The sequence below is a fragment of the Staphylococcus agnetis genome, from assembly GCF_002901865.1.
Lineage (GTDB): Bacteria > Bacillota > Bacilli > Staphylococcales > Staphylococcaceae > Staphylococcus > Staphylococcus agnetis.
Genome location: NZ_PPQF01000059.1, coordinates 1 through 20173 on the forward strand (window position 1 = coordinate 1; position 20173 = coordinate 20173).

18 protein-coding genes and 1 pseudogene are annotated in these 20173 nt (G+C 34.8%); 16 read left to right on the top strand and 3 right to left on the bottom strand.

Translation table 11 applies throughout. The annotated features are described in order from the left end of the window. Positions 1-140 precede the first annotated feature (140 nt). Together CD172_RS12755 and CD172_RS12760 are read left to right on the top strand one after the other, a co-directional pair. On the top strand, positions 141-644 hold the full coding sequence (locus CD172_RS12755) for a helix-turn-helix domain-containing protein (RefSeq protein WP_167701448.1): 504 nt from the start codon (positions 141-143) through the stop codon (positions 642-644). Positions 645-681: 37 nt separating this feature from the next. Then, complete coding sequence (locus CD172_RS12760; RefSeq protein ID WP_234022027.1) at positions 682-1161, top strand: IS30 family transposase; 480 nt, start codon at positions 682-684, stop codon at positions 1159-1161. 221 nt (positions 1162-1382) lie between these two features. Here CD172_RS12760 and CD172_RS09300 read toward each other — a convergent pair. Both CD172_RS09300 and CD172_RS09305 read right to left on the bottom strand, forming a co-directional pair. Beyond that, a pseudogene (locus CD172_RS09300) lies at positions 1383-2174 on the bottom strand (MFS transporter); the annotation flags it as partial. 237 nt (positions 2175-2411) lie between these two features. Further along, positions 2412-4358 carry an IucA/IucC family protein gene (locus CD172_RS09305; protein WP_103346186.1) on the bottom strand — a complete coding sequence of 649 codons (1947 nt, stop codon included), beginning with the start codon at positions 4356-4358 and terminating at the stop codon, positions 2412-2414. 101 nt (positions 4359-4459) lie between these two features. On the opposite strand from CD172_RS09305, the gene CD172_RS09310 reads away from it, so the two are divergent. The 6 genes from CD172_RS09310 (at position 4460) to CD172_RS09335 (ending at position 11560) form a co-directional block, all read left to right on the top strand. Further along, on the top strand, positions 4460-5641 hold the full coding sequence (locus CD172_RS09310; RefSeq protein WP_103346187.1) for an MFS transporter: 1182 nt from the start codon (positions 4460-4462) through the stop codon (positions 5639-5641). Beyond that, the gene (locus CD172_RS09315) at positions 5628-7391 is read left to right on the top strand and encodes an IucA/IucC family protein (protein ID WP_103346188.1); all 1764 of its coding nucleotides are present in this window, start codon (positions 5628-5630) and stop codon (positions 7389-7391) included. Before CD172_RS09310 ends, CD172_RS09315 begins: the two co-directional genes overlap by 14 nt. A 3-nt stretch (positions 7392-7394) precedes the next feature. Beyond that, a complete protein-coding gene (locus tag CD172_RS09320; protein WP_103346189.1) occupies positions 7395-8465 on the top strand; it encodes an alanine racemase in 1071 nt (356 codons plus the stop codon). Between the two features lie 69 nt (positions 8466-8534). Further along, a complete protein-coding gene (locus CD172_RS09325; protein ID WP_103346190.1) occupies positions 8535-9521 on the top strand; it encodes an ABC transporter substrate-binding protein in 987 nt (328 codons plus the stop codon). 54 nt (positions 9522-9575) lie between these two features. Further along, positions 9576-10601, top strand: coding sequence for a FecCD family ABC transporter permease (locus tag CD172_RS09330; RefSeq protein ID WP_060551579.1), 1026 nt, complete (start codon positions 9576-9578; stop codon positions 10599-10601). Continuing rightward, positions 10598-11560, top strand: a complete 963-nt coding sequence (locus CD172_RS09335; RefSeq protein WP_060551578.1) for a FecCD family ABC transporter permease — start codon at positions 10598-10600, stop codon at positions 11558-11560. Before CD172_RS09330 ends, CD172_RS09335 begins: the two co-directional genes overlap by 4 nt. 142 nt (positions 11561-11702) lie before the next feature. On the opposite strand, the gene CD172_RS09340 is transcribed toward CD172_RS09335, so the two are convergent. Continuing rightward, positions 11703-11963 carry a SunI/YnzG family protein gene (locus CD172_RS09340; RefSeq protein ID WP_037567200.1) on the bottom strand — a complete coding sequence of 87 codons (261 nt, stop codon included), beginning with the start codon at positions 11961-11963 and terminating at the stop codon, positions 11703-11705. Positions 11964-12150: 187 nt separating this feature from the next. Between CD172_RS09340 and CD172_RS09345 the strand changes: the two genes are divergently transcribed. From CD172_RS09345 to CD172_RS09380, 8 genes are all read left to right on the top strand, one after another. Then, positions 12151-12654, top strand: coding sequence for a metal-dependent hydrolase (locus CD172_RS09345; protein ID WP_103346191.1), 504 nt, complete (start codon positions 12151-12153; stop codon positions 12652-12654). Positions 12655-12703: 49 nt separating this feature from the next. Continuing rightward, positions 12704-13894 (top strand): UTP--glucose-1-phosphate uridylyltransferase, encoded by a 1191-nt coding sequence (locus tag CD172_RS09350; protein ID WP_103346192.1) that lies wholly within the window; start codon positions 12704-12706, stop codon positions 13892-13894. A 19-nt stretch (positions 13895-13913) separates the two neighbouring features. Continuing rightward, a complete protein-coding gene (gene trhA, locus CD172_RS09355; RefSeq protein WP_103346198.1) occupies positions 13914-14591 on the top strand; it encodes a PAQR family membrane homeostasis protein TrhA in 678 nt (225 codons plus the stop codon). Between the two features lie 12 nt (positions 14592-14603). Then, positions 14604-14801 (top strand): hypothetical protein, encoded by a 198-nt coding sequence (locus CD172_RS09360; protein ID WP_103346193.1) that lies wholly within the window; start codon positions 14604-14606, stop codon positions 14799-14801. A gap of 100 nt (positions 14802-14901) precedes the next feature. Beyond that, positions 14902-16221 carry a multidrug efflux MFS transporter SdrM gene (sdrM, locus tag CD172_RS09365; protein WP_103346194.1) on the top strand — a complete coding sequence of 440 codons (1320 nt, stop codon included), beginning with the start codon at positions 14902-14904 and terminating at the stop codon, positions 16219-16221. 44 nt (positions 16222-16265) lie between these two features. Further along, positions 16266-16733 carry a SepA family multidrug efflux transporter gene (locus CD172_RS09370; protein ID WP_103346195.1) on the top strand — a complete coding sequence of 156 codons (468 nt, stop codon included), beginning with the start codon at positions 16266-16268 and terminating at the stop codon, positions 16731-16733. Positions 16734-17072: 339 nt separating this feature from the next. Further along, on the top strand, positions 17073-18503 hold the full coding sequence (locus CD172_RS09375; protein ID WP_103346196.1) for an MDR family MFS transporter: 1431 nt from the start codon (positions 17073-17075) through the stop codon (positions 18501-18503). A 102-nt stretch (positions 18504-18605) separates the two neighbouring features. After that, positions 18606-19670: an Mrp/NBP35 family ATP-binding protein gene (locus CD172_RS09380; protein WP_103346197.1), complete on the top strand. Its 1065-nt coding sequence runs from the start codon at positions 18606-18608 to the stop codon at positions 19668-19670. Positions 19671-20173: the final 503 nt, after the last annotated feature.

The window sequence follows — 20173 nt, forward strand, 5'->3', positions numbered from 1 at the left end:
GATTATGAAGAAAATAATTTGAAGAAATAAAATCAACTCCCCTATTCATTTGAGCGATGTTTGGGGAGTTGATTATAACTTTGTTATTCTCTTATTACTTATTTTAAAAAGGATAATAAAAAAAGTAAAGGGAGGATAACATGAAACAAAGAAAAAAGCGTGTTGAAATAGATTTTAATACTCGTTTGGCAATTGCGAAGTACTTAAATGATGGCGTTAAGTTGGCAGATATTGCACGTTTATTAGGGCGTGATTATCAAGTAATAAGTAGCGAAATAAAGAAACGATCAGTTAATGGTGAATATAATCCATTATTAGCTGAAGAACATGCGCGTAATAAACGTAAATATACGCCTGAAAAGATTGAAAAAGTACGTGCAATTGATGAAACTACTAAAGCTTATATTGAAGAAAAATTGGCTTTAAAATGGTCACCTAGGCAGATTTCTAGTCAAATTGAAAAAGATACAGGTCAGTATATAAGTTATCCTACTATATATAGATATATACGCCAAGGTATAGTTAAAGTAAATAAAGAGCGTGATATGCGTCGTTCTGGTAAAAAGTATAATAAATCTAATGAAAAACGTGGAAAGATAGATGTAGGTAATCGTGTTATAAGGTATCGGCTCAAAAAGTATTAATAATCGTGAAGAATATGGGCATTATGAAATTGATACAATTTGGAGTGTCAGACCATCGAAATATTGTTTATTAACTGTAATTGAACGTAAAACACGTTATTTGTATGCGAAATGTTTACCAACTAGACAATCAAATGTAGTTTGTAGTGAAATAGTGAATATACTTAAGGATTTGAATCCTAAAAGTATTACTATGGATAGAGGAAAAGAATTTGCGCTTTTTGAAATGTTGGAAAAAGATTTAAAATGTGATATATATTTTAGTGATTTAGGTTGTCCGTATCAACGTGGATCGATTGAAAATGCGAATGGATTATTACGTCAATATTTTCCAAAAGGAACAGATTTTAAAAATATTTCAGAAGCTTCATTACGAACAGCAGTAGAGCAGATAAATAAAAGACCACGTATGATATTTGACTATATTACGAGTGAAGAAATGTTAAAAATGGTGATGACGGAACAAAATTGTAAACCTGTATTAAATGACTGTGTGAGGGACGAACCTGTCAATTAATACAGGTTAATCTAAGCGAATGGTTTACAATGAGCGCGGAAGGACAGGGCGTATAAATTTTGTATAAAAACTGTATATTTTAAAGTGGAGTGATTTGAGGTGCCAAAAAAATTCGTATGAATTTATCTTCAATATCACTCTGTTTTATGTTTTTTAGCTTATTTCTAAAAAAATTACAATTTTTTTGAAGAAATTTTAATTTTAGCTTGACACATCGCCTAAGATAGAATGTCTGTAAAATATCCTCCTACAGACGTTCCCACTACGCCAGCTATACCAATGACGAGTAGGGCTAATGAGACGAATTGAATCGTATGCCCTCCTGATAAAATAAGTGGATTAATGTAGATGTAGGCTACTGAATTCGCGGTGAGGAAAATAAAAGTAATAGATAATAATTTAACCACTTCTGATGGTCGCTTAATGCGCATACGATAATCTTCTTTTGTTTCAAATTGTGTTTGAATACGATGTGGCAAAAAGCATAGTAACATGATGCCAGCAATAATTGCTACCACAATAATCAGTCCAAAAGTATAACGCCATCCTATCCAATCTCCAATGAGTGTACCTAATGGTACGCCAAAAACATTTGCGCCGCTAAACCCTGTATACACAAGCCCGAGCATGCGTCCACGATGTTGGGGTTTCGCTAAAATAACTGTAATCGCTAAAATTTTAACGACAATTAATGCTGCAGCAGCAGATGAGATAATTCGACCAATGACAATCATAGTGAAATTTGGAGAAAGCGCAATGATAAGATTACCAATAATAAAAGCAAGTATTGTTGAAAGTAAAACCGTTTTAGGTGAAAAGCGTTCAGTAAGCTTTACTAATATTGGACCTGTAAGTGCAAAAGTAAAGGCATAAATCGTGACGAGTTGACCAATCCATGCTTCTGAAATATGGAGGTCATGACTCATTAAGCTTAAAATTCCTGCAACGACCAGCTCAACCATTCCTACAATGAAAATGCTCAGCATAAAAGTAATGGTACGCATGACTGTCATTTTAACATGTCTCCTTTTTTAGTCTCTGTGCTCAATTTTAATATACTTTACTAAAATACGGAACCACTGAATATCAAAAAGTGCTCCATGATGCATGCCATAAATAAATAAGCTTTCAAACTCCATTTTGACATGAACTTTGAAAGCTTATGCAATACATAATAGTAACCTCACTGGCATTTAAGTTACGGTTGTGATGACGTAGGGACTTTGAAAATGAGCAACAACAAGTGCTTTTTACATTTTTAGTGGATTATCAACTTGAATATACGTATAGGCATGGGCTTCATCTAAGAGTCGCATCGTCGTGACGCATTTATAGTCAATTTGTGCTTTGAAAAATACGTTTTCAATCTCCTGTATACGGGCGAAATTGCTTTCATTTGATTTCAATACTTTAAATACATCTTGAATGCGTTCGCGTACGATATGCCATAAATCAAGTTCGATTGATGAATCGTCAACGTATTTTGCAATGCATCCAACCAGTTCACCCAAATGATTTTGAACGGTTGAATAAAACGCTTTGTTAAATACAGTAGTTTGACTATCCGTAAGAATACGTGATTTTTCGTGAAAATGGTGTGTTGGAAATCCTGAAGCATTCAACTGTTTTTCATCGATACGTAAGCCTTCAAAATCCCGAATCAGCATTTGGGTTAATGCGCCGCTGTCTTTGTTTACCACAGCAACCGTATTTTGTAAGTGTGCCTCAAGGGCGATACCATACTTTACAAGTAGTGGGACGACATAATCAATCAATGACGCAGCATAACTTTTAAACCATTGAAGCACACTTTCCCGTTGATCTAAGTGATGATGATGTTGATAACGTGAAATGAGCGCCATCAATAGTGGTGTTCTTTCATTTGGAAGTGTGGCTACGAAACTTGAAGGGATTAATGGTATTTCATCATTATTAACGTAGCGATAAATGTTTTCACGGTAGAGTGTTCCGAGTTGTTCGCTACGCTGTTCCTGTATGCTAGGGGCATCTGATGGTTTATAAAAATGAATACCTGCCCACTCTGGAACAGATTGTGTATTTAATTGTGTAAACCATTTATCCTCTGATTCTATGGTGCGCAAAATATGGGTCATCAATGGGCCATTATGAGTCGTTTGTTCAGATAACGTTCGTATCTCACCTGTTATATGGACATTTGTCGATAGTTTAATATGTGGTGTTATTTTAGGATGCTTTGGCATTAATGTTCTAAAGGATAATCCTGAAAAATAAGGCGCATCATAGGAAATTGGTATGATAAGATGCGTCATTAATTCTTGTGAATAGTCTTTGTTTATAATCTGTTGATATTGCCATGGATGAATAATCATCACATCGTAGTCATCAATGTTTATTGATGAAGCCACTTGAGCTTGAATCGTTTCTTTTAAATTTGAAAACATTTGAAAAATAGCTTCTTGATATGGACCTACAATACTTTGTTTACGCGTCAATGATTCGTGTATTAATACGAATTGTAAAGGGATTTCATGGTTGTATTCAGAAGTATACTTGATAGTTTCTTCAGTAGTCATACCTTTACGAAGTTTGGCGCCTGGGTGAATAGGGTGACCTTCGATTACGGATTGCTCAGATGCCAAATACGCATCAGGTTGTTTTTGAATATAAGTTAACAATGAAGAGGTGACATCTTTGAATTTAAAAGATTGATAACTTAATGCGAGTGCCATATGTGTTGCACTATTTTCTAAATCGTCTTTGAATTGTTGACTGTGTTCGCCGTTTAAAGAAGGGTCTTCTCTTAATACAACATTTAACAATTCATTTGGGTGTAACACGCGATGATATGAATGATCTTGCAACCAATAAAATGGGCCAGTCACATCAATACGATTGAAAGCGTGTTGACCCGTCACTTCAGCACAAATCGATATATTTTGAGAAGGGAAATGAATCTTTAACACATCATTATTATTGAAAGGGGTATTTTCTAAATGATTTGCAGACAAAATATGACTATTTTCATAGCCTCCAACAAGATTCTCTCTATAAAGAGATCCCATCAAACGTGCCGTTACTTTATCACGCCCGGCTAAAAGGTGTTGTAAAAACAATTCAGCCCATTCTGTAGAGTGCTTTCGTAAATATGCGTAACTTTCTTTTTCTTCGCGTGAAAATTCTAGTTGTTTATAACTTACTTTACTTTCGGAATTCATTTGTGCACCTCATTCTTTTTGTTTTACAAATGCATAGAGGATTCGTATAATCCATAATATCGGAATTGAGAATCGTTATCAATTGAAGAAAGGTGAGTATTTTGGCTAAATGGTATTTTTCTAGCACTTTTTTACTCTTTTTAGGAAATTGGATTGGTCAGATTGCATTAAATTGGTATGCGTTTCAAATGAACCATAATGCGATGGATTTGGCTTTACTCAATTTCTTCCGTTTAATTCCCATTTTTTTATTAAGTTTATGGGCAGGGGGCTTAGCCGACCGGTATTGTAGATGTAAACTCATAAAATGGAGTGTCGCAAGTTCATGTGTTGTGACAACCACCTTAACCGTTTTAGTGTTTTCTATAGGAAATGTACCGATGTTCGTATTATTTAGCTATGCCTTTTTGCGTGGCTCTTTAAGTGCATTGGAAACGCCAGTAAGACAAGCTGTATTACCAGATTTATCGACAAAGTTACCCGTGTCTAAAGCTGTATCATACAATGCTTTTATACTCAACATATGTCGTTCTATTGGACCAGCTATTTCAGGTTTTATTATTGCGTTATATGGCAGTGCATATGCCTTCTTGTTACAAGCTGTAGTGTATGGAATATCACTGTTACTCAGTTTACCGCTTTATTTTAAAGCGACACAACTAAAACGAGTTAGAGGTCTTTCTTTCACCGTTGCCAAGCAGTATTTAAAAATACATATACAAGGTAGAAACATTTTTTTAACTTCACTCGTTATAATGGCTACAGGTTATTCCTATACAACAATGTTACCTATTTTAACAGATGCGCATTTTCCAAATAATGCATCTGTTTTTGGTACGGCGATGACAATCAGTGCAATCGGTGGTGTGATTGCAACATTAGTACTTCCTCATATTATCGATTATACTAAAAATAATCATCTATATTTTTTTAGTTCGATAGGATTTGGAATTGGGTTATTGAGCCTGTTTAAAGCTAACGTAATGACTTTGTTCATTGTCATCTTTTTTGTAGGTATGTTTGGTCAATTGGCCCGTACTTCAAACAGAGTCTTTTTCCAAAATGATATTGAACCGGAACATCGGGGGAAAATTTTAAGTGTGATTATGATAGATCGCGGAATGATACCATTAGGCGCAATGCTATTGAGTTTAATCACGGATTGGATCGGTATTACACCTACATTTTTAATTATGGGGATCACCACAATGAGCATCGCTATTTTGGGGTATGTAGTCAATCAAAAATATATTGGAGGTCCATTGAGAAATGAAACTCACTAATGATCAACGTGCGGATAGAAATATACAATATCGGGTGTTACTAGCCTGTATGAAAGAGTCACTATTTCCTAATGATGCGCACGTTCAGATTCACCCCACATCGGTAGAAATACAATTTCACCAACATGTGTTGCATGTTAAATGTCAAACACATAGTGCATTTTTTCAAATACATTTAAACGGTCCGATAACGTATCAGATGGGTCAATCTGATGAACAGCTTGATAGTTTAGAAGCACTCATCTCACATTTGGAAACACACTTTAATATTCCATTTCATGATCAACTCATAGAAGAATTAAAACATAGTCGGTTAGGATTATCTTTAACTTATGATCAATTGGAACAACGTAAAATCGCTATGCAACATTCATTAAAAATCACACGTTTACCTGAAAAAATTAACTTTATATCATGGCTGAGCCATATGCAAGGGAATAACGATTGGACGAGTTTAGCATATACTGAAGGCATGGTTTGGGAGGGGCATCCTTCACATCCGCTTTCTAAAACCAAACTTCCATTAAACGAAGCTGAAATTCGTGATTATGCACCTGAATTTATGAAAACGATATTTTTACGTATCGTCCTCGTGCATCAAGATGAACTTGAAATTACTGCTATGGACGGTAATGACCGTTTTATTGGTGCACACGTATTACCTGAATTTAACGGGCGACTCAAGCAATTTTTAGAACCATTAGGATGTCAATTAAATGATTATCGAATTATGTTAGTGCATCCATGGCAATATGACAATGTGATTACAACGCAATTTGCCCATAGAATTCAGATGTTACGCATTATACCAACGCCATACAGTGTGCCATCTAAAGCAACACTCTCATTTAGAACAATGGCACTAGAACAAAAACCTTATCATATTAAGTTGCCTATTAATGTACAAGCAACAAGTGCGGTACGTACAGTGTCCACTGTAACAACTGTAGATGGGCCAAAGCTTAGTTATCAATTACAAAGGCTTTTAAATATATATCCAACTCTACAGGTTGCTTTAGAGCCTTATGGTGCTTATGTAAAAGAGGAGCCAGATACTGCACGTCAATTCGGAATGATTGTACGTCAATCTCCAGCAACCGCGAATCAAAATGTATTACAAATAGTGACTGCTGCACTCACTCAAGAAAATCCAGTAGACGAACAAATCACCGTTGACAGCTTAATTGAATTCTTATATGACGATATTAATGAGGCAACTATCGTACGTTTCATTAAAGACTATACACATGCGTTAATACCACCGTTAATTGCTTATATCCAAACTTATGGCATTGCACTTGAAGCCCACCAGCAAAATACGGTTTTACAAATTAATCAACAAACCCGTGAATTTTCCTTTAATGTGAGGGATTTAGGTGGCTCTAGGATTGATCTTCCAACATTGCAAAAAGAAGTGCCAGAACTAGAAATTTCTAACCAAAGTTTAATTGCTGAGGATATCGAAGCGGTGGTAGCCAAATTCCAACATGCTGTAATCCAAAATCAATTGGGGACCTTAATAGATCATTTTAATCATACACATCATATTGCAGAACCATGTCTTTATGCCATCGTTCGCGACGAGGTAGATACAGCGATAAAGGATCATTTATCGCATGCAAGTGTCTTGAGAGAAATTTTATTTGGTCAAACAGTGACTGTTAAAGCATTGCTTACAATGCGTATGCATCAAAGGGTAAAATCGTATATGCAAATCGAACTCCAAAATCCAATACGAAAAGAGGTGTAAATTGTGGCGCATATCAATATTCATCTCAGTAAAATTAAATATAACGCTCTATTATTAAAGCGTATGCTTGATGAACGCGGTATTAATATGGTACCGGTACTTAAATGTGTCGCAGGTGATTCGCAAATCGCAAAACTATTTGAAACGTTACCTTTTCAGTGCATAGCAGAATCACGACTGAACATTATTTCTGAACATTATGGAACATTGAATTACGTCATGATTAAGGGGGCTACGCTATCTGAAATATCGACACTTGTGTCACAAACATCAATGAGTATTCAAAGTGATATTAATGTCATTCGTCGTATTAACTTAGAAGCGAAAAAACAAAATAAGCGCCATCAAATTTTACTAATGGTAGATTGGAAAGATGGTAGAGAAGGTCTATTGACTTATGAAGCGGTGGACTACATTAATGAAGTAATGCGCATGGATCATGTATTTTTGAAAGGGTTAGCATTTAATTTTATGTGTTATCGACCTATGCCACCAACGGAGGAAGATATCAGTTATATTGAACACTTTTTAAATAGTGTTGAACAAGAAACAGGTTTTATTTTTACAACAATCTCTGGTGGTAATTCGAGTATGTTAACGTTAGCAATGTATCATGATTTAGGTCCTATTAATGAATTACGTATAGGTGAAGCATTGTTCAGAGGATATGAAACAGCGCATAACCAACGACTTCCATTTTTATATGATGATGCGATTGAGCTTGTAGGTCACATTATTGAAATTAAACCGCGATTGAATTTATCCACACATCAACCCTACATGCAGGCACTTGTAGATTTCGGAAATTTAGATACAGTTGTAACAGAAATAACACCGGTGGATTCGAAAGTGAAAATTGTAGGAAGTACAAGTGATTTATTATTAATAGATTTAGATGAAACACATGGCTATCAAATTGGTGATGTAATGACGTTTAAATTAGGCTATGCTGCGCTTGCACATAGTATGCATGCACCACATCTCTCCAAACGTTATCTCAATGATACTGGCATCGACTTAATGTTAGAAAATTTGAACAGTACAAAAGAAAATAAAATTTTGAATAGATATTGACATTGAGAATCATTATCAATTAAAATGTATGAGGTAAGGCGAATTACATAAGAAAAGGAGAATGTCATTGTGAACATTAAAAAAGCATTTTGTTTATTCACATTGGTAGCATTCATCATCACTCTTGCTGCATGTGGTAACGTGAGTGATTCAGGTAACTCAGACAATAAGAGTACTAGTGATGGTAAAGGCGTTGAAATAAAACATGAAGGAGGAACTACAACGGTTAAGGGTGATCCTAAACGTGTTGTAGCGCTTGAATATTCATTTGTTGATGCGCTCGTTTCACTAGGAGTTAAACCTGTAGGTATTGCAGATGATGGTAAAAAAGGAAATATTATCGCACCGATTAAAGATAAAGTGGGCGACTATAAATCAGTTGGCGCACGAAAACAACCTAACTTAGAAGTTATTAGTGAGTTAAAACCAGATTTAATTATTGCTGATGCTAACCGTCATAAAGGGAATTATGAGCAATTAAGTAAAATTGCACCAACAATTATGTTACCTAGTTTAGATGCAGATTATAAAGATAATATCGAAGCATTCAAAACGATAGCTAAAGCATTATCTAAAGAAAAAGAAGCGGATAAGCGCTTAGAAGAACATAAACAAACAATTGAAAAATATAAAAAAGAAATTACAATGAACAAAGACTTAAAAGTTTTACCAGCTGTTATTTCACAATCTGGATTTTTAGCGCATTCAGATAAATCCTATGTAGGTCAATTTTTATATGAATTAGGGTTTAAAGAAGCGCTAACGAAAGAGGTTGAAGATCAATTACCTGAGTATTTAAACGCACCATATTTAAATATGAACTCAGAACAACTTGCAGAAGTGAACCCTGAACGTATGTTCATCATGGTTAATGGCGACAAAGATCCTCACTATGCTAAAATGAAAAAAGATCCAGTTTGGAAAGACGTTAAAGCTGTTAAAAACAATCGTGTACACATCGTAGATAGACAAACTTGGGCGAAGTTCCGTGGTTTGATTTCTTCTGAAGAAATTGCGAAAGAACTCGCTGAAATTTCGAAAAAAGAACAAAAATAAACGTATTATAAATACGTTTGTAACATGTAATTTTTATCAAAAAGGTGATTTCTAATGTCTAAGCTGTCACATTCAAAATTTAAAGAATATCACCATGGAAAACGCACAACGCTCACATTTATTGTGAGCGTCTGTTTTCTTATTATTGCAATATATCTTAATCTTGCAATCGGTGCATCTAAAATCTCGTTTCAATCGATGTTGGACTATATGTTTCAACTAAAAGATACGAAAGATACTTTCTTAATACATAACGTACGCATGCCAAGGATGTTAGCAGCAATACTTATTGGTGCAGCACTTGCAGTGGCAGGGGTGTTAATGCAATCTATTACACGCAATCCCCTTGCCTCACCGCAAATATTTGGCGTAAATGCTGGTGCCTCATTTGTCGTTGTTTTGATTACAGTGTTATTGCCATCATTGGCACAATATACAGTGATTTATGCATTTGTCGGTGCATTTATTGGTGGCTTAACCGTTTACCTATTAGCTGGAACAACGAGAGGGATGACACCTGTTAAACTTGCACTCGCTGGTATGACAATACATTTATTTTTTACGAGTTTAACGCAAGGAATTATATTATTAAATGAAGATGCGACAACAACCGTCATGTTTTGGTTGGTTGGTGCATTACATACGATTAAATGGCCGGATATCATTCATATTCTACCTTGGATTATGACGGGGTTAGTCATGGCATTATTTTTAGGAAGACAACTCGCTATTTTAGAATTAGGTGATGAACTTGCGAAGGGACTCGGTCAAAATACACAACGTGTACGTGCCATAGCCGGACTCATTGTCGTCGTTCTAGCCGGTGCTTGTGTATCTATTGCCGGACCAATTGGTTTTGTGGGTCTTATTGTGCCACATATCGTGAAGTATTATTTGAATCGAAATTATTTTTTAATTATCTTGTTATCTATGATTATCGGCGCTAATTTACTTTTAATTTCTGATGTGGTGAGTCGTTTGATCGCTTTTCCATTTGAATCTCCAGTAGGAATTGTGACTTCATTTATAGGCGCATTGTATTTCTTATGGATTACAATGAGAGGAGTGAAAGCACGATGAAATTAAAGTTATCCAAGCGCTATCTCATTATTGTATTTCTATTAATCATAGTTTCTATTTTAAGCCTAAGTGCAGGGGCTGTATGGATTGCTCCTAATCAAGCTTTAAAGGAAATGTGGACGGGTGAAAACTTCATTTTAACTGAATACCGTATTCCACGCATGATTTTAGGCATTGTTGTAGGGGCGGCATTAGCGATTTCTGGTGCAGTCATTCAAGGCGTGATTCGAAACCCTTTAGCTTCGCCAGATGTTATAGGGATAACAAAAGGTGCCAGTCTTGCGGCAGTCATCGTTATTATTTTGTTTCCTAAAGCACCGTTGTACGTGTTACCATTTGCTTCATTTGTAGGTGCTGTTGCTATAAGTATTATATTATCGTTATTAATTAGCTATAAGGGTGTGAAAGGTTCGCAACTCGCGCTTATAGGTATGGCAATAGGCGCAATTGCGATGGCGATTGTCCAGTATTTATTAATTCGAAACCCTATGGAGGCAAATATTGCGCTCGTATGGTTAACGGGTAGCTTATTTGGAAGAACATTTGATCATGTCTTGGTGATTCTGCCGTGGATTATTGTTGCAGTCCCTATTATTTTAATGTATTGCAGGAAATTAGATTTATTAGATTTAGGAGAAGATGTAGCAACAAGTTTGGGCACTCATGTAAACCGTACGAAAATGATATTACTTATTACAGCAGTAATGCTCGCAGGCGCTTCAATATCCGTGGTCGGTGGTTTGAGCTTTTTAGGATTAATCGCACCACATATCGCACGGAGTATAGTTGGACATAAACATCTTCATATCGTCTTAATGTCAGGTTTAATAGGCGGCCTATTGATGGTCTTCTCGGATGGTCTTGCGAGAGCGATCGCACCACCAATTGATATTCCAGTAGGGGTATTAATTGCTATTATAGGTGCGCCATATTTCTTATACGTATTACGAAAAATTTAAAAATAAAAATGTCGTCAAGTATTGACGGCATTTTTTGGGTTAATCTGAGCTTCTCTCTTTTATATGTCATAGAACTGGGTATCAAAAAAGCAATCCATTTCGGATTGCTTTTTTGATGTCAACGAATTGTTAACGTTTATATTTATTTAGTTACTTCGTTATAAACTTTTTTGTCGTTGTGCGTATAAATAATGTATTGATGGTCATCCGTATCAATGATTACACGGTTCGTTTTGCCAAATGTAGATCCAATACGAGAAACTGTTTTTTCTTCAGTGCTAGGGAATGCGTGAATATCTTGATCCTCAGTCACGTTTTTGATTTGGTCGTTTGGAATACGGATATCTGCAACTCTCCATTGGATTTGTACTTCTTTGTCGTTTTTCTTAACTGTCATAGCCATTTGACTGACACATCCTTTTCCTAATTGATGACTATAGTGTAACCGATTTCTTAAAGAATTGCAAGAGAAATGTGTTATACATTTTACAAATGTGACATACTAATTGAAATGCGAAAATATGTTCGTGTTTTGATTGAAGATATGGTATACTAAGTCATTGGAAAATGTAGAGATAAAGGAGTTAGAAATGACTGGAAAAACGCATTCCTCTGCGGGCTTACTCATTGGAGCTATGGTAGCTACACATTTTGAACTTGATCTGTTTGAATCTGTGACAGCCATTGTTATAGCTGGTATTGCTAGTATATTTCCTGATATTTGTCATACGAGGAGTAAAATAGGTCAACGATTAAAAATTTTGAGCTTTATCGTCAAACATTTGTTTGGCCATCGTACATTTACGCATTCGTTGTTATTCATTATTCTTAGCTATTATCTATTAACGCTAATTCAAACACCGCTTTACTATATGATTAGCATTATTTGTGGTATGCTTTCACATGTAATATTAGATATGTTAACCCCTAGAGGTGTACGTTTATTATTTCCATTACCAATACGTGTGCGCTTTCCGATACATTTTAGAACGGGAGGCTTAGTGGATTTATCTTTAGCTTCAACATTTACGCTATTAACTGTATACATATTATTCGAAACACCGATTAAACGCGTATTGATGACTTGGATTTAAATAGAAATGTACGTTGAAATGAATTTATGAATTAAAGGAGCGTATAATTATGCTTGAAAAAAGTAAATTGGAAAAATATCATCAACAGCATTTATTAGAATATGAGAAGATGATGAGCCAAAACGAAAAAGATAGACTTGAAGAACGCCTTAATGCACTTGACCTCGCTGAGATTCAAAAATTGTATCATGATGTCTATGTACAACGTCAAACAATTAGTGATGTATCTGCGATTCAAGAAGTTGACTATGTACGAAAAAATGATTTCGATGACGCATTACGTCATAAGTATGAACAAAAAGGGTTAGAAGCTATTCGCAATCATCAATTTGCTGTGTTATTAATGGCGGGTGGTCAAGGGACGCGCCTTGGATATAAAGGGCCTAAAGGCTCATTTAAAATCAAAGGAACGAGTCTTTTTGAATTACAAGCACGTCAATTAATACGTTTACATGAGCTTACAGGTACACATGTTGACTGGTATATTATGACAAGCGACATTAATGATGTAGAAACACGTCAATTTTTTGAAACAAATGACTATTTTGGATACGACCCATCACACGTTTATTTTTATAAACAAGATACCATTGTAGCTTTAAATGAAGAAGGACAATTGATTCTTAATCATGAGGCTCAAATTATGGAAACACCAAATGGAAATGGTGGTGTTTTTAAAGCACTAAAACGCGCGGGATATTTAGACCAAATGACTGAACGTGGGAATCGTTTTATTTTTGTAAATAATATTGATAACGTACTTGTACGTGTATTAGATCCAATATTTGCTGGATTTACAGCATACTACGACAAAGATGTAACATCTAAATCAATACAACCTAAACCGGGTGAAAGTGTTGGTCGTCTTGTCAGCCAAGATGGCCAAGATGCAGTATTAGAATACTCTGAGCTTGACCCAGAAGTGGCTGATCGTTTTGAAAATGCGAATATTGGTATTCACGCTTTTAAAACGGATTTTATAAACCGTGTTGTCGACGAACCATTGCCATATCATTTAGCTATTAAGCAACTAGAACAACTTGATGAGGATTTTGGTATTGTGAAACGACCGACGTTAAAGTTTGAACTGTTTTATTTTGATATTTTTAAATATGCGCAATCTTTTATCACGTTACAAGTTTTACGTGACGAGGAATTTAGCCCTTTAAAAAATAAAGAAGGTAAAGATAGTGTTGAAACAGCTACAAATGATTTAATACGATTAAACATTATTGAATAGGGGTGATATAATGTCGCAAATGAAGCCCACTAAAGTTGCAAAAAATAAATTAAATGCGTTTAAAGAAATGAATCCACTCTCTTTTGGAGAGGAAATCGGTAATGCAGTATCACATGGATTTGCGGCATTATTAATGCTCATTGCACTCCCATATGCAGCCGTTCATAGTTATATATCTACAGGCGTAACGATGTCGATTAGCGTATCTGTCTTCGTAATAAGTCTCTTTTTAATGTTTATGTCATCTACGGTATATCATACGATGCAACAAGCATCATCACATAAGTATGTTTTACGAATCATTGATCATAGTATGATATATGTCGCTATTTCAGGGAGTTATACGCCTATATCATTAGTGCTTGTTGGTGGATGGTTAGGTTGGACAGTAATGATTTTGCTATGGGGGATAACGATATGGGGCATTTTGTATAAAGCGTTATCTACGCACGTTAACCCAAAATTAAGTTTGTTTATCTATTTGTTTATGGGTTGGGTTGGTGTCATCTATTTTCCAATCATACTTAAAGAGCAAGCTTGGATATTTTTATTGTTTATAGTATTAGGTGGACTTGCTTATACCATTGGTGCATGGTTTTATGCTCAAAAAAACAGACCGTATTTTCATATGATATGGCATATTTTTATTTTAATAGCGTCCATATTTCATTTTATCGGAATTGTTTATTTTATGTAGGTGGGATGTAACATGTTTTCAAAGTACACATCCATTATGATGGGGTTAACCGTGTTATTACTATTTCAAATATATTTTGCTTTTTATTACTTATTTGGCGAGGGGGCAATGCAGAGTTCGCCAATATTTGGTGTAATATCGCTCATATTTGCAGTTGTTGTTATTGCTATCATGCTAGCAGTGAGGCATTATTTTAAAAATCATAATTAATGATAGACGAATCTCTCTATAAAATTAGAGTGATTCGTTTTTATTACGATGCTTTTTATCTTATAGTAATAAATGAAGTGGTATGGAAGGTGGATACATTATGAAAATGAAACAGTTCAATGTGATTATGTCATTAGTATTAATCATGTTTATGTCAGCCATTGAAACGACTATTGTTTCCATTGCTTTGCCAACTATGCGTCATGATTTACGTCCAGATGTTTCTATCGCCTTTGTTTTTACTGTGTATTTTATAGGTATTGTAGTGGCCATTCCACTTATTAGCGAACTCATGTCTCGGATTGAAATTCGTGTGATTACATTGTTGGGTTTAAGTTTATTTATCGGTGGTAGTCTATTGGCTGGTTTTAGTCACACTTTTGACATGTTATTGTTGTCGCGTTTTATACAAGGTATTGGCGCAGGTATCAATATGTCACTCGCCCAAATTGTACCAAAGTTAGCTTTTGCTATACCTTTTAGATACAAAGTAATGGGTATAGTAGGTAGTGTGTGGGGGATTTCGAGTATTATCGGTCCCTTTATAGGTGGATTTATCTTAGAATGGACAACTTGGCACTGGCTCTTTTTTATAAATGTTCCCATTGGAGCGATCGCATTTATATTAGTCATCATCAGTTATCGATTTGAGGCAGAAACGACCGAAAAACATGTCGTTGATTATAGAGGCATATTACTCTTTTATATATTTATAGGATGTCTAATGTGGACGGTTATGACATATCAAATGAATTTGTTGTATGTTGGTGCGTTGTTACTACTCATTTTCTTTAGCATTGGGTTAATACATTATTATAAAAAGAAACCGCATGCCTTTATATCTATAAAAGAATTCACACCTAAAATTCGGCTTGCATTTATAACCGATATAATGATAGCAGCCATATTAATAGGATTTAATGTCTTTATTCCATCATATCTACAGGATGAATTTCATTACTCTCCTTTACAGAGTGGATTAATCATATTTCCTTTATCAGTAGGATGGCTTTTAATCAATTTTACATTAGACTACATTGAGCAATATGTATCTATCAAGACGTTTTATGTGACATTATTAATCTTTTTGTTTTTAGCAAGTGTAAGTGTGAGTTTGAATGTAAACCACCCCATACTCATTGCAATCACAGTATTTTTTGCAGGTATGGGATTCGGGAGTGCATTCACTAAAGATAGCGTATTAGTCCAAGAGGGTGTATCACAAGGACAAATGAAAAAAATGATGTCTTTATTTACACTGAATCGTAATTTAGGTAATGCGATGGGTTCTGCAATAATGGGAACTGTGTATAGTATGTCCGTGGCATTTTTAAATGTTCCTATACAACACGTTATGGCATTAGCTATGCTATTGCTCAGCGTTTTATGGGTGATATGGCAACAACACAAGACGATATAAGTTTAACGTAAACGATTCATTACGTAATGTGAGGAGGATAGAATTTGAAGAAAAAATTTAATTTAATCAATATCCTTACGTTACTAGTAATTATGATGATTTTTATCATTTCAGGTGGAATATTTTTAACATTACTTGCATTTGGTCTATTTGGACTAAGTCGAATATTGATCTTTTTACATTTAGCAAAATTTACATTCAATGAAGGATTTTACGACAACCTTTTTTATTATGGTAGTTATATATTATTAGGTTATTTTCTCATCTACTGTATTGAGTATGTGATGGATATATTGAAAAAGAAATTTTATCCTAACCCTTATTTACAAGGTATGACATTTCACCTCATTACTTATACAATTATTGTTTTCTTATTTTATTTCATCGTACATGTGCATTTTTCCCATATTCATATAGATTACTGGGTATTGATGATTATTTTTGCATTTCTTTATATGTGTAAAGAAATTTTTTATCCTGACTCAGAAAATTTATATCATAACCGCAAATAGTAAGAGATATGAAGCTATAAGTGGCAGCTTAGTTTTATATTAAGCGATGTCATTTATAGCTTTTTTATTATATCGAACAAACATTTTGAGTGCTTCGAATGAGAAGTGTAAAATAAAATTGAATATGAACATTTTAACATTTGAGTTAATGTATGAAAAAAGTCAAAGAAACATTACTAATGTTGAAGGATGATGGATTACTTAGAAAGTAATTGATATATAGTTATTCATCATTTCTGGATAAAGGTGCATTGAAACATCAATCAATGGCGTGAAGTGTTATATTGAAAAACTATAGTCAGTCACGGATACCGGGCTAGGGGAAATGAGGTTACAAGAATGACATCTAATCAAATTGGGAAGGAAGCGCGTAATATCATCGTAGCAGTTATGTTAATTAGTGCGTTTACTGCGATACTTAACCAAACACTTTTAAATACAGCTCTACCAGATATTATGAAGGGGTTAAATATTAACGAAAGCACATCGCAATGGCTTGTTACAGGTTTTATGTTAGTGAACGGCATAATGATTCCCTTAACAGCCTATTTTATGGATCGTATACAGACACGAACACTTTATATTATTGCGATGGGGATTTTCCTTTTAGGTTCTATCATTGCTGCACTAGCACCTAATTTTGCGATATTAATGACAGCAAGAGTCATTCAGGCTATGGGAGCTGGCATTATTATGCCTTTAAGTCAATTTACTATGTTTACACTATTTCCTAAAAATCAACGAGGATTTGCAATGGGGCTATCTGGTTTAGTGATTCAATTCGCTCCTGCAATAGGTCCAACCTTATCAGGTGTACTTGTAGACCATTTTTCATGGCGTGTACCTTTATATGTTGTTGTAGTAGTAGCAGTAATTGGTTATATTTTTGGTTTTAAATATATGCATAATTTTAGTACAACGAAATCTGTAAAGTTGGATAAACCTTCAGTAATGTTATCGACATTAGGGTTTGGCTTAATGTTGTATGCTTTTAGTATTGCTGGTACAATCAGTTTCCAACATCCTATCGTTATTATGAGTTTAGTTGTAAGTATGATTATTATCGGCGTGTTTATAAAAAGACAATTGACAATCACAAACCCAATTTTACGGCTAGAAGCTTTTAAAAACCGTACGTTTGCATTAACGTCAATTGCTTCCATGATTGCTTTTACATCCATGGTAGGTCCAGCACTCTTAGTACCGATTTATATACAAAACGTACTTGAACTATCAGCCTTTTTGTCAGGATTAGTCGTTTTACCTGGAGCGATTATCAACGGCTTAATGTCTGTTGTTACTGGAAAAATATATGATAAAGTAGGCGCGCGAATACTTATCATTCCAGGATTTACATTGTTATTGATTACGACATTCATGTTCAGTCAAATTACAGCGCATACCTCTTATACGTATATCATTATTGTATTTACAATTCGTTTAATATCTATTTCATTTATTATGATGCCTCTAAACACTGCTGGTATCAATGCACTTGAAAATGACATGGTGTCTCATGGTACAGCTATAATGAATGCATTACGAACGATTTCAGGTTCGATGGGTACAGCCATTATGGTTACCGTTATGGCTATCGGAACATCATGGTATATACCAGATAACACAATTGCGAAAGCGATGGTTCATAGAGAGGCAATGGCGTTTGGTGTTGATGCGGCATTTTTAGTTGCTTCATTGATGGTATTCATTGGATTGATAATTAGCTTGTTTATACATGATCGTAATAAAGTGAAGAAAAATGCTGTGTAACCTAATTTTACAATAGTGAACAAAAATGATGCATATACCTTATTTTGAAATGATATCTTTGTTAAAATATATTTAAAATGTGTACTAAAGGAGATGGCGGATGTGTTAACACAAGAGCAAGTTAAAACTATCGTAGGTGAAGTGATTGACCCTTCAGTTAACGTACCTTTAAAAGAGACGGAAGGTTTGTTAGAAGTCTCTATTAAAGAAGAGAAGGAACATGTGAGTGTTAAAATAGCGATGGCACAACTAGGGGGGCAACAACAGCTCGACTTACAAATGGCAATAGTTGAGAAGTTAAAAGAAAACGGTGCTAAAACAGTAGGAATTCGTTTTGAAGCCTTACCTGAAGAAAAAGCTCAAAAGTTTCAAGGTTCAAATGAAACAAAGCAACAAACCATTGAGGAATTTCTAGCACAAGGCAATGATTTAGAGTTTATCGCTATTGCATCAGGTAAAGGTGGTGTTGGCAAATCTACAGTATCCGTAAACTTAGCAGTTGCGCTTGCACGTGCTGGAAAACGTGTGGGACTTATTGATGCTGATATTTATGGGTTCAGTGTTCCTGATATGATGGGCATAGATACGAAACCTAATATAGAAGGGAAATCGGTCGTCCCTGTGGAGCGCCACGGTGTTAAAGTCATTTCAATGGCGTTTTTCGTCGAAGAAAATGCCCCGGTGATTTGGCGTGGTCCTATGCTAGGTAAAATGTTGACAAACTTTTTTACGGACGTTAAATGGGGAGAACTCGATTATTTAATCCTTGATTTACCGCCTGGTACAGGAGATGTCGCGCTTGATGTACATACGATGTTACCGTCCAGTAAAGAAATTATCGTTACGACACCACACCCAACTGCTGCATTTGTAGCAGCAAGAGCAGGTGCTATGGCGAAACATACAGATCATAGTATTTTAGGTGTAATTGAAAATATGTCATATTTCCAAAGTAAAGAAACGGGGAATAAAGAATACATTTTTGGTCAAGGTGGCGGTCAAAAATTAGCTGATGAACTACAAACAGATTTGTTAGGACAATTGCCTTTAGCACAGCCGTCATGGAAACCTGCTGATTTTTCTCCATCAGTATATCAACCAGAAGATGAATTGGGTCAAATTTATCTTAATATGGCGCAAAAAATTATCGAAAAAACGAAAAAATGATCTTTATGACTATTTGATTCATACAAAGAGTAGGTTAGAACCTTTATGGTTTCTTCAATCTACTCTTTTTTTGTGGGTTAAAGTTAATATACGTGTAAATAGCATAGAATAAGTGTAAAGAAAAACCTTGTCTTTTTATTACAACCTGATAGAATAAGTTCTTGTGAGCACGACAACTGCTTACAATCGAAATTAACTAAAAAAAGTTAAAAATAGTTGTTGACTTTGATTGATGAAGTTGCTATTATTAAAAAGTCGCTGAAAACGACAGAAACATTTCAAAAATAATATTTCAATAGTGTAAAAGTTACCATTGAAATCGAAAAAGAAATGTTTTAAAATTATAAAAGTCTTGTAAATAACTTGTAAAGAACATTAAGCTGTGATAAGATATTCGAGACTTGAATGAACATTGAAAACTGAATGACAATATGTCAACGTTAATTCCAATAATTTTGAGTACGTAATGTACTTTCAAGAGTGATTGGCTTAAGCAATCAACG